Raw genomic sequence first — 11,697 nt, forward strand, 5'->3', positions numbered from 1 at the left:
TGAATGCAATCGAAGCAGAAGTGGTGGGCACGCTTCGCTTTGCCCACCCTACGGCAGCGTCTTCCCGTAAATACAAATGGCGCCGCACGGGTCATGCGCGGCGCCATCGTTGCAGCTTGGAGTCTTCAGCCGATTAGAACTTCACAGTGATGCCACCGTAGACCGTCGATTCGGTGCAGCTCTTGGTGCTCTGGCCGGTCGCGGCGACCGTGCAGACACCCGCCATGGCGTTGTGGTCGAGACCGAACTTGTTCTGCCAGTAGCGGTAGGCAACCCAGAGGTCGACGAAGTGCGAGTACTTGTCACCCCAGACCGCCTTCGAGGCATCGAAGGTCAGGCGGATCGGTTCGCTGTTCAGCTCGGTCTTGGACTTGGTGCTGAAGATGCCGGTGCCAGACAGCGCGGGAAGGCCGTTCGAGTCGCCCTTCGGTCCGTACCAGCCGGCGCGGCCGCTGATCGACCAGAATTGCATGTTGGGCGGCAGGAAGCCGAGGTCCATGTAGTAGTTGATCTCGACGGCCCAGGTCGGGTTGTAGCTGACATTGCCGTCCGAGTTACACGTCACGCCCGCAACGCCCGGTCCGAACAGGCCGCACTGGGTGAAGGCGTTGTGGTTCGAGAACTCCCAGTACATCAACGGAGCGACGTTGATGTAGCCCTTGTAGGGAAGGTCGAAGGCGAACTGGAGACCGGCGACGACGTCGCGCTTGGCGGGCGCGAGGAAGGTGTTCTCGGTGTTGGCGTCCATGCCGACTTCGAACGAGATGTTGTGCAGCGGCCCCATGGTGAAGGCCTTGGTGTTGAAGATCTCGTTCCAGCCGAAGGTCGAGCGGAACAGGCCATAGATCTCGGTCGCACCCGCGCAGTCGCTGGCGGTGCCGCCGATGTTCACGCCGGGCGCGACGCAAGGGCTGGAGGGGTCATTGTGACCCGACTTGAACATCGAGATGGTGAAGAAGTTGGTGCCGTAGGCCCAGAGGTCGAAGTGGGTGAAGGAGTAGACCTGCTTGGCTGTGGTGCCGTTGATGCTGCCGTCGGGGCGAACACTCCACATGCCGGGGTCGGTGCCCTTGGGCATCCAGGAGAACGTGACGCGGTTGTCGATCACCAGGAAGAACGGGAGGTCGGCCGGCTTCTTGGCAGCCTTGACCGGCAGATCCGCCGCCTGGGCCAGGCCAGAGGTAGCGAGCGTAGCAAGTGACAGCGCGGCGGCTGCAATTGCCTTGAAGCGAAACGACATCCTGAATACCCCCAAGTTTGGACACGTAAAAATGAACGTCCCTTGGGTGCGACACTTGCGCCGATCTCCCGGGGTGAGAAGCCTCAACTTTTTTCAAGGCATGCCGCTTGTTTCGGCAGCCGGTGGCTCTTCTCCGCGGAGTTTTGAGGATTCTTGTGCGCTCCCACCTGCCTGCATGCGGTAAGGCAAGGCGGGCCATTGCCGGACATTCCCGTTTGATTTTGTTTGCTTTTCATGTCGGGGCGAAAGGACAGACATGATGATCGGCGGCCATCGTCACGTCGGCCTGCAAATGCATACGCGCGGTGGCGCGACTTTGCTCAACTCCACGTCAAGCCTGCACAGCCGGTTCCGATTTGGCTTGAACCGTCACAAATTTGCAACAGACGTCACGCGCAAGCCGCGCCCGCAAGGACAGTCCTGAGGCGCTGGAGCACGATCCGCGCACGGCGAGAGCGGCGACTCGCCGTCATCAACCGCCTGCCGAAGCGTTGAGCAAGGGATGACGCTTTTTCACACCTTACGCGGCGGTTCAAACTAGCTCACTATTGAGGCACTTCACCCCATGCAAGCGCATCAGCGAATGTTAGATCCGACGCCTAACGGCCTGCATTCCGGCGAGTCCCCGCTGCTTCAGACGCTCGGGCTCACCAAGCGCTATGGGGATTTCCTCGCCAACGACTCCATCGACATCGATATCTGGCCGAAGGAAATCCACGCGCTGCTGGGCGAGAACGGCGCCGGCAAATCCACGCTCGTCAAGGCGATCTACGGGCTGATCCAACCCAGCGCCGGCGAGATTCGCTGGCAGGGCGAACGAATCGTGCTGTCGGGCCCGTCGGAAGCTCGCAGCCGCGGCATCGGCATGGTGTTCCAGCATTTCTCGCTGTTCGACAACCTCACCGTTGCCGAGAACGTCGCGCTCGGCCTCGATGGGAAAGAATCCTTCAAGGACATGTCGGCACGGCTGGAGCAGGTGTCGAAGACCTATGGACTGCCGCTCGACCCCAGACGCGAGGTCTGGCAATTGTCGGTCGGCGAGCGCCAGCGCATCGAGATCGTCCGTGCGCTGATGCAGGATCCGAAATTCCTGATCCTGGACGAGCCCACCGCCGTCCTGACGCCGCAGGAGGCCGACCAGCTCTTCATCGTGCTGGAGCGGCTGAGGGCCGAAGGCCGCGCCATCCTCTACATCAGCCACAAGCTGGAGGAGGTGAAGCGCCTCTGCGACACCGCCACGATCCTGCGCGGCGGCAAGAAAGTAGACACCTGCAATCCCCGGCTCGAGACCGCCGCCTCGCTCGCGCGCATGATGGTCGGCGGCGAGATCAAGGAGGTCAAAGCGCCCGCCGGCCGCAAGACCACCGTGCCGCGGCTCGTCGTCAACGACCTCTCGCTCGCGCCGAGCGAAGCGCACGGCGTTCGGCTGGAGCACATCTCGTTCGAGCTGAAGGGCGGCGAGATTCTCGGCATCGCCGGCGTCGCCGGCAACGGCCAGGACGAGCTGTTCGCCGCGCTCTCCGGCGAGCGCCTGTCCAAGGACCCCGGCACGGTGGTGATCGAAGGCATCGCCGCCGGGCATCTGTCGATCACGCACCGGCGCAAGCTGGGTGCCGCTTTCGTTCCCGAGGAGCGGCTCGGCCACGGCACCGCACCGCGCATGAAGCTGTCGGAGAACGCGCTGCTGACCGGGCACGCCGCCAGCGGCATGGTCCATCGCGGCTTCATCGACACCGCCGCGACGCTGAAGACCGTCGATCGCGCGACCGAAACCTTCGACGTGCGCAAGGCCAAGCGCGATCCGGAGGCTGCGAGCCTTTCCGGCGGCAATCTGCAGAAGTTCATCGTCGGCCGCGAGATCCTGCGCAACCCGGCAGTGCTGGTGGTCAGCCAGCCGACCTGGGGCGTCGATGCCGGCGCCGCCGCGGTGATCCGCCAGGCGCTGCTCGATCTCGCGACCGCCGGCGCCGCGGTGCTGGTGACAAGCCAGGATCTCGACGAGCTCGCCGAGATCGCCGACCGCATCGCCGTGATGTTCCACGGCCACCTGTCGGCGCCGCTCGCAACAAGCGAAGCGACCCGCGAAAAACTCGGCCTTTTGATGGGCGGCAGCAGCCTGGAGCCGAAGGAGGCCGCGCATGCAGTTGGTGCTTGAGAAGCGCGCCGAGCGCTCCAACACGATCGCGCTGGTCTCGCCGCTGATCGCGATCGGCCTGACGATCGTCACCATGACCATCCTGTTCGCGATCCTCGGCAAGAATCCGCTCCTCGCCCTGCATGCCTATTTCATCGCGCCACTGACCGACGGCTATTCGCTCCAGGAGATCGCGGTGAAGGCGACGCCGCTGGTGATGATCGCGATCGGCCTGTCGCTCTGTTATCTCGCCAATGCCTGGAACATCGGCGCCGAGGGGCAATTCCTGATCGGCGCGGTCGCCGGAAGCTGGATCGCGGTGAAGACGCAAGGCACTGACGCCGGGGCCTGGGTATTGCCGGCCATGCTCGTGCTCGCAGCCGCTGCAGGCGCGCTCTATGCGCTGATCCCGGCGATCTGCAAGGTGAAGTTCGGCGCCAGTGAAATCCTGACCAGCCTGATGCTGGTCTATGTCGCCGACCTCTTCCTTGATTATCTCGTGCGCGGCCCCTGGCGCGATCCGCACGGCTTCAACTTCCCGACCACCGCCGAATTCGATCCGGTGGCGACGGTGCCGCTGCTGATCGAAGGCGGCCGGCTGCATCTCGGCTCGATCATCGCCCTGCTCGTCGTTGCGGCGGCAGCGATCCTGCTCGGACGAACCATCAAGGGTTTCGAGATTCGCGTAGTCGGCGCAGCGCCCCGCGCGGCGCGGTTCGGCGGATTCAACGCCGACCAGCTGATCATCCTGACCTTCGCGGTTTCCGGCGCGCTCGCGGGCCTTGCCGGCATCATTGAGGTCGCGGGTCCCGTCGGGCATCTCCAGCCCGGCATCTCGCCAGGCTACGGTTTTACGGCGATCATCGTCGCCTTCCTCGGCCGGCTGAACCCGCTTGGAATATTAATTGCAGGTCTTTTTCTCGCACTGACCTTTATCGGCGGCGAGCAGGCGCAGATCGCGATGAAGATCCCGTTGGATGTCACCAAGGTGTTTCAGGGCATTCTGTTGTTCTACGTGCTCGCCTGCGACTCCCTCATCCTCTACCGCTTCAAGCTGGTGTTCCCGAACCGACAGGTGGCCCGTGGAACTGGTTGAAGCCATCATCCTTGCGGTGCTCGCCGCCTCGACGCCGCTCCTGATCGCGGCGACCGGCGAGCTCGTGACCGAGCGCTCCGGCGTGCTCAATCTCGGCGTCGAGGGAATGATGATCGTCGGCGCGGCCTGCGGCTTTGCCGGCGCCTGGCTGACCGGCTCGATTCTGGTCGGCGCGCTGTTCGGCATCGTCGCGGGCGCGCTGATGTCGCTGATCTTCGCGCTGATGGCGCTCGGGCTCGCCGTCAACCAGGTCGCAACGGGCCTCGCGCTGACCATTCTCGGCATCGGGCTCTCCGGCCTGATCGGCGCCGGCTTCGTCGGCGAGCGCATCACGCCGGCTGCGCATCTCGCCCTTCCCGGCCTCACCGACATTCCGCTGGTCGGCCGCGTGCTGTTCGGCGAGGACGCCTTCGTCTATTTCTCCATCGCGCTGATCATCGGCGTCTGGTGGTTCCTGTACCGCACGCGGGCGGGCTTGATCCTGCGCGCCTGCGGCGACAATCACGTCTCGGCGCATGCGCTCGGCTATCCCGTGCTGCGCATCCGCACCTTCGCCGTGATGTTCGGCGGCGCCTGCGCCGGCCTTGCCGGCGCCTATCTGCCGCTCGCCTATACGCCGTTCTTCATTCCGGGCATGACCGCGGGTCGCGGCTGGATCGCGCTGGCGCTGGTGGTGTTCTCGTCCTGGCGGCCGGGCCGGCTCGTGGTCGGTGCTTATCTCTTCGGCGCGGTGACCATCCTGCAACTGCACGCGCAGGGCTGGGGCGTCGGCATTCCCTCGCAATTCATGTCGGCGCTGCCTTACCTCGCGACCGTCATCGTCCTGGTCCTGTTGTCCCGCGCGCGCACCGGCGGCTCGACCGCGCCGGCCGCGCTCGGCACCGTGTTCGTGCCTGACCGCTGAGTTTTCATTTCCGCGGCGGGCGCGATGGGGCGCGCACGCTGCGGATCGTGGCTTTCCCCGACTATCTGGAGATTGATGATGAGAAAATCACTTCTTGCGCTGGCTGCCGGGCTTCTGCTTGCCGGAAGCGTCAGTGCCGCCTCCGCCGCCGACAAGCTGAAGGTCGGCTTCATTTACCTCGGCCCGGTGGGCGACCTCGGCTGGACCTACCAGCACGAACAAGGACGCCTGGCGCTGGTGAAGGAACTGGGCGACAAGATCGAGACCACCACGCTCGAGAACGTCCCTGAAGGTCCCGACGCCGAGCGCGCCATCGAGCAACTCGTCCGCGCCGGCAACAAGCTGATCTTCACCACCTCGTTCGGCTACATGGACCCGACGCTGAAGGTCGCCAAGAAGTATCCAAACGTGCATTTCGAGCACGCCACCGGCTACAAGCGCGACAAGAACATGTCGACCTATTCGGCCAAATGGTACCAGGGCCGCTACATCCAGGGCCTGATCGCGGCCAAGATGTCGAAGTCGGGCGTGCTCGGCTATATCGGCTCGTTCCCGATTCCCGAGGTCGTCTCCGGCATCAACGCGACGATCCTCGCGGCGCAGACCATCAACCCGAACATCAAGGTCAAGATCATCTGGGCCAACACCTGGTTCGACCCGGGCAAGGAAGCCGACGCCGCCAAGGCGCTGATCGACCAGGGCGCCGACGTGATCATGCAGCACACCGACTCGCCGGCGGCAATGCAGATCGCCAGCGAACGCGGCAAGCTCGCCTTCGGCCAGGATTCCGAGATGATCAAGTTCGGGCCCAAGACCCAGCTGACCTCGATCCTCGACACCTGGGGCCCCTACTACATCGAGCGCGTCAAGGCCGAGCTGGCCGGCACCTGGAAGTCCGAGGACACCTGGGGCGGCCTCGACAGCCACATGTTCGCGATGGCGCCCTACACCAACATGCCCGACGACGTGAAGAAGATGGCCGAGGATGCCCAGGCCGCGATCACCGCCGGCAAGCTGCATCCGTTCAAATGCCCGATCGTTGGGCAGGACGGCAAGGAGGTCGAGTGCAAGGGCGGCGCCAATCTCGCTGACGGCCAGATCCTTGGCATGAATTTCTACGTCAAGGGCATCGACGACAAGCTACCGGGCAAGTAGCACGCTTCTTGCATTGCCTGGACCACCTGCTCCTCCCGGAGGAGGTTCGGAGGGGGTAGCCACAAGCACCCGGCACTTGTGGTTGCCCCCTCTTTTTAGTCCGCCCCTATCCCGCCTGCATCGCCCGCGCCGCGGAACTGTGGCGGCGGATGAGATCGGCGACATCCAGTCCCGGAATCGCGCCGTCGATCACGGCCCATTGTCCTGCCACCATGACCCGGTCGGCCCGGTGCGCCCCGCACAGCACCAGCGCGGCCAGGGGATCGCCATGGCCGGAGAAACGCAGCTCGTCGAGCCTGAACAGCGCCAGATCGGCCGCCTTGCCCACGGCAATCTCGCCGAGTTCCGGCCGGCCGACACAGGCCGCCGAGCCCTTGGTGGCCCAGCGCAGCGCATCCTTGTGGCTGACCTTCGTCACCCCGTAGCGCGCCCGTTGCAGCAGGAACGCGGCCCGCACCTCCTGCATCAGATTCGACCCGTCGTTCGAGGCCGAGCCGTCGACGCCGATGCCGATCCCGACACCGGCCTCCTCCATCTCGCAGACCGGACAGCAGCCGGACGCCAGAAGCTGATTGCTACAGGCGCAGTGGCTGATGGTCGTCCTGGCCCTGCCGAGCCGCTTGATCTCGTCGGCGTTGAAAAAAATGCCGTGGGCGAGCCAGGTCCGCGCGTTGAGCCAGCCGCATTGCTCCAGATAGTCGAGCGGACGGCAGCCATACATCTGCTGGCAGAATTTGTTCTCGTCCTCGGTCTCGGCGAGATGGGTGTGCAGGCGCACGTCGAGCTTGTCGGCGAGATCGGCGGTCGCGCGCATCAGGGAGGTCGTCACCGAGAACGGCGAGCAAGGCGCCAGCGCGATCTGCACCATCGCATCCGCACCGCGCTGGTGATGTTTCGCGACGACGCGTGCGCTGTCGGCGAGGATCGTGTCCTCGTCCTGCACGACGCTGTCCGGCGGCAGGCCGCCGTCGCGCTGCGACAGGTTCATCGAGCCGCGCGTCAGCAGCACGCGCACGCCGAGCCGTTTTGCGACTCCGACCTCGATATCGACGGACTCCTCGAGCCCCGCCGGGAACACGTAGTGATGATCGGTCGTGGTGGTGCAGCCCGACAGCAGCAGCTCGGACATCGCCACGGTCACACCGAGCTCCAGCGATTCCGGCGTCATCCTCGCCCACACCGGATAGAGCGCCTGGAGCCAGGGAAACAGCTCGCGGTCCATCGCCGCCGGCAGCGCCCGCGTCAGCGTCTGGTAGAAATGATGATGGGTGTTGATAAGGCCCGGCAGCACGACGTGTTCGCTCGCGTCGAACACCGCGACATCCGCGGTCGCAGGCACGCCGCCGGCCGGCACGAGCTCGACGATCCGGCCATCCTTCACCACGATCCCGCGCCCGGCGCCGTCGGCGAGGATGGCCAGGGGGTCCCTGATCCAGATCGGCTTTGCGTCGCTCATGATCCTGTTTCTCCCCACATCCGCTGACGGCAGACCTGCAAGGCGGAGGCCAGCCCAATCGCGTTCCCGCTGCGACTTCTTGTTGCGACTTGGCTCTGGTCTTGCAAGACTTTCTCTCGGTACAAATCACTCGATGCAAGCGCTGGCGCAGCCATGGACTTGAATACCATCACAGCCGTAGCCCATCCGCAAACGCGCGCGCAGCTGCCCGTTTGGACGCCAGGCGATGCTTGGCTCGCAGGCGGCACCTGGCTGTTCTCGGAGCCGCAAGCGCAGCTGACGCGCCTGATCGATCTCACCGATCTGAAATGGCCGGCGCTGACGATCACCGAGAGCCATCTCGGCATCGCCGCCACTTGCACCGTCGCGCAGATCGACGGACTCGCCTGCCCGGCCGACTGGCTCGCAGCGCCGCTGATCAGCCAGTGCTGCCGCGCGTTCCTCGCTTCGTTCAAGATCTGGAAGACCGCGACCGTCGGCGGCAATCTCTGCATGTCGCTGCCGGCGGGACCGATGATCTCGCTCACATCCGCGCTCGACGGCGTCTGCACGATCTGGAAGGCCGGCGGCGGCGAACAGAAGATTTCCGTGATCGACTTCGTCACCGGCAACCAGCGCAACCGCCTGACGCCGGGAGACCTGCTGCGGCAGATCGATATCCCGATTGCCGCGCTGAAGCGCCGTACGGCGTTTCGCCAGATCTCGCTCGCCCCGGTCGGCCGCTCAGCGGCACTCCTGATCGGCAGCCTCGATAGCGACGGCACGCTGGCGCTGACAGTCACCGCATCGACGGTGCGGCCGATCCGCCTCACCTTTCACAAAGCCCCGGACGCGAGCGCGGTTCGCGACGCGATCGTGCAGCAGATCACCGATGACCTCTACCACACCGACATCCACGGCAAGCCGCTCTGGCGCAAGCACATGACGCTGCGGCTCGCCGAAGAGATTCGCGGCGAACTCCTGGGGGCAACGCCGTCATGAGCTTCGAGATCAACGGCAAGACGTTTCCGCAGGAGCCGCGTGCCGGCCAGTGCCTCCGCACGTTCCTGCGCGAGCTCGGTCATTTCGGCGTCAAGAAGGGCTGCGATGCCGGCGATTGCGGCGCCTGCACCGTGCTGCTCGACGGCGAGCCGGTGCACAGCTGCCTGATCCCGGCGTTCCGCGCCGAGGGGCGCACTGTGACCACGATCGAGGGCCTCGGCGGCGAGCACGGCGCGCATCCGATGCAGCAGGCCTTCCTCGATGCGCAGGGCTTTCAATGCGGCTTCTGCACCGCCGGCATGATCCTGACCTGCGCCTCGCTGAACCAGGCGCAGCGCACCGATCTCGGCGCCGCGCTGAAAGGCAATATCTGCCGCTGCACCGGCTATCGCGCGATCGAGGACGCGTTGCTCGGCAAGATCAACGTCGAGGAGAGCATCGAGGCCGGCGCCGCCTTCGGCCGCAGCCTTCCGGCGCCAGCAGGTCCCGATGTCGTGCGCGGCAAGGCACGCTACACGTTCGACACGCAGATTGACGGCCTGCTGCACATCAAGCTGCTCCGCTCCCCTCACGCGCACGCCAGAATCACCGCGTTCGACAAGTCTGCGGCGCTCAGCGTTCCCGGCGTGCATGCGGTGCTGACGCATGAGGACGCGCCATCGGTGCTGATCTCGACCGCGCGGCACGAGAAGGACTGGATGGACCCCGAGGACACCCGCATCCTCGACGACGTCGTGCGCTTCATCGGCCAGAAGGTCGCGGCGGTCGTCGCCGACAGCGAAGGCGCCGCCGAGGAGGCCTGCCGGAGGCTGAAGGTCGATTACGAACTCCTGCCTGCGCTGATCGATCCAGAGCAGGCGATGGCGCCGGGTGCACCTGTCATTCATCCCGACCGCACCACCGCAAACCGCATCGCCGATCCCCAGCGCAACCTCGCGGCTGAGACCCATGGCGAGTTCGGCGATGTCGCAGCAGCACTCGCCACATCCGCCGTCACCTATGAGGCCACCTTCCACAGCCATCGCGTGCAGCACGCCGCGCTGGAGACCCATGGCGGCCTCGCCTGGCTCGACGTCTCCGGCGTGCTCAACGTCCGCACCTCGACGCAGGTGCCGTTCCTGACCCGGCGCGCGCTGTCCGACATCTTCCAGCTGCCCATGGACAAGGTCCGCGTGTTCTGCGAGCGCGTCGGCGGCGGCTTTGGCGGCAAGCAGGAGATGTTCGTCGAGGACATCCTGGCGCTCGCGGCGCTGAAGACCGGACGCCCCGTGAAGCTGGAGCTCACCCGCGAGGAGCAATTCATCGCGACGTCGACGCGGCATCCGATGCGGGTCCACATCAAGGCCGGTGCCGATGCCGACGGCAAGCTCACCGCACTCCAGCTCAACGTGCTCTCCAACACCGGCGCCTACGGCAATCACGCCGGCCCGGTGATGTTCCACTCGCTGTCCGAGTCCATCGCCGTCTACAATTGTCCGAACAAGCGGGTCGACGGCTACGCCGTCTACACCAACACGGTGCCATCGGGCGCGTTTCGCGGCTATGGCCTGCCGCAGACGCTGATCGCGATCGAGGCCGCAATCGACGAGCTGGCCGGGCAGCTCGGCATCAGCCCCTACGACATGCGCCGGCACAACATCGTCAAGCCAGGCGACCCCATGCTGTCGCCGCCGCCATCCGAATTTCACGACGTGCTCTATGGCTCCTACGGGCTCGACCAGTGCCTCGATCTCGTCGAGCGCGCGATGCAGGCGGATGGCCCGCGGCCGGAGCTGTCGCCGGAATGGCTGATCGGCGATGGCATCGCGCTGACCATGATCGACACCGTGCCGCCCGCCGGCCACATCGCGGACGCCATGATCGCGCTCAACGACGACGGCGGCTTCGATCTCACCGTCGGCACCGCCGAGTTCGGCAACGGCACCAGCACGGTCCACCGCCAGATCGCGGCGACGACGCTGGCGACCACCGTCGACAGGATTCGCCTGCGCCAGTCCGACACCGCCCATGGCGGCCACGACACCGGCGCCTATGGCAGCGCGGGCACCTTCGTCGCCGGCAAGGCGACGCATGCAGCCGCCGTGCAGCTTGCCACGGACTTGAGGGGGGCCGCGGCCGGCGCCTGGCTTTGCGATGTCGGAAGCTGCGCGCTCGAGGACGAGTTCGTCGTGAGCGGCGTCAGGCGCATGTCCTTTGTGGAGCTTGCGAAGCTTGCGCGCGAACGCGGCCAGCCGCTCGCAGCACAAGGCAATTCCGGCGGCACGCCGCGCTCGGTCGGCTTCAACGTGCAGGGCTTTCGCGTGGCGGTGAACAAGGGCACCGGCGAGCTCAAGATTCTCAGAAGCGTGCAGGCCGCCGACGCCGGCGTCGTCGCCAATCCCATGCAGTGCCGCGGCCAGGTCGAGGGCGGCGTCGCGCAGGCGCTTGGTGCTGCGCTCTACGAGGAGATGGTGATCGACGCGGACGGCCGCGTCACCAACGCCAAATTCCGCGACTACCACCTGCCCTCCTTCGCGGACGTGCCGCGCACCGAAGTCTTCTTCGCCGAGACCTCCGACACCATCGGCCCCTTGGGCGCGAAGTCGATGAGCGAGAGTCCGTACAATCCGGTCGCCGCGGCGCTCGGCAACGCGATTGCAGACGCCACCGGCATCCGCTTCACGGCGCCGCCGTTCAAGCCAGACCGGCTGTTTCCGGCGCTGCACGATAAATTTGGTTAGGCCTATTTGGG

At 65.6% G+C, this 11,697-nt stretch carries 8 protein-coding genes; 6 read left to right on the forward strand and 2 right to left on the reverse strand.

All coding sequences use genetic code 11. The features are described 5' to 3' along the window. Nucleotides 1–133: 133 nt before the first annotated feature. Entirely contained in the window at nt 134–1,240 is a 1,107-nt protein-coding gene (locus tag AAFG50_RS30655) for a hypothetical protein (protein ID WP_028174407.1), read from the reverse strand. A gap of 583 nt (nt 1,241–1,823) precedes the next feature. On the opposite strand from AAFG50_RS30655, the gene AAFG50_RS30660 reads away from it, so the two are divergent. The 4 genes from AAFG50_RS30660 to AAFG50_RS30675 all read left to right on the forward strand — a co-directional run bounded on the left by AAFG50_RS30660 (nt 1,824) and on the right by AAFG50_RS30675 (nt 6,529). After that, nucleotides 1,824–3,395 carry an ABC transporter ATP-binding protein gene (locus tag AAFG50_RS30660; RefSeq protein WP_028174406.1) on the forward strand — a complete coding sequence of 524 codons (1,572 nt, stop codon included), beginning with the start codon at nt 1,824–1,826 and terminating at the stop codon, nt 3,393–3,395. Further along, entirely contained in the window at nt 3,379–4,470 is a 1,092-nt protein-coding gene (locus AAFG50_RS30665) for an ABC transporter permease (protein ID WP_028174405.1), read from the forward strand. The genes AAFG50_RS30660 and AAFG50_RS30665 overlap by 17 nt, the downstream gene beginning before the upstream one ends. After that, the gene (locus tag AAFG50_RS30670) at nt 4,457–5,374 is read left to right on the forward strand and encodes an ABC transporter permease (RefSeq protein ID WP_028174404.1); all 918 of its coding nucleotides are present in this window, start codon (nt 4,457–4,459) and stop codon (nt 5,372–5,374) included. The genes AAFG50_RS30665 and AAFG50_RS30670 overlap by 14 nt, the downstream gene beginning before the upstream one ends. Before the next feature lie 78 nt (nt 5,375–5,452). Continuing rightward, the gene (locus tag AAFG50_RS30675) at nt 5,453–6,529 is read left to right on the forward strand and encodes a BMP family ABC transporter substrate-binding protein (protein WP_028174403.1); all 1,077 of its coding nucleotides are present in this window, start codon (nt 5,453–5,455) and stop codon (nt 6,527–6,529) included. A 106-nt stretch (nt 6,530–6,635) separates the two neighbouring features. Here AAFG50_RS30675 and AAFG50_RS30680 read toward each other — a convergent pair whose 3' ends face one another. Then, the gene (locus AAFG50_RS30680) at nt 6,636–7,985 is read right to left on the reverse strand and encodes an 8-oxoguanine deaminase (RefSeq protein WP_028174402.1); all 1,350 of its coding nucleotides are present in this window, start codon (nt 7,983–7,985) and stop codon (nt 6,636–6,638) included. Nucleotides 7,986–8,138: 153 nt separating this feature from the next. Here AAFG50_RS30680 and AAFG50_RS30685 point away from each other — a divergent pair, with 153 nt between their 5' ends. Both AAFG50_RS30685 and AAFG50_RS30690 read left to right on the forward strand, forming a co-directional pair. After that, a complete protein-coding gene (locus AAFG50_RS30685; protein ID WP_028174401.1) occupies nt 8,139–8,966 on the forward strand; it encodes an FAD binding domain-containing protein in 828 nt (275 codons plus the stop codon). Next, a complete protein-coding gene (locus AAFG50_RS30690) occupies nt 8,963–11,686 on the forward strand; it encodes a molybdopterin-dependent oxidoreductase (RefSeq protein ID WP_028174400.1) in 2,724 nt (907 codons plus the stop codon). Before AAFG50_RS30685 ends, AAFG50_RS30690 begins: the two co-directional genes overlap by 4 nt. The last annotated feature ends 11 nt before the right edge of the window (nt 11,687–11,697 follow it).

Origin of the sequence: Bradyrhizobium sp. B039 (assembly GCF_038965675.1) — a bacterium.
Classification (GTDB): Bacteria; Pseudomonadota; Alphaproteobacteria; order Rhizobiales; family Xanthobacteraceae; genus Bradyrhizobium; species Bradyrhizobium diazoefficiens.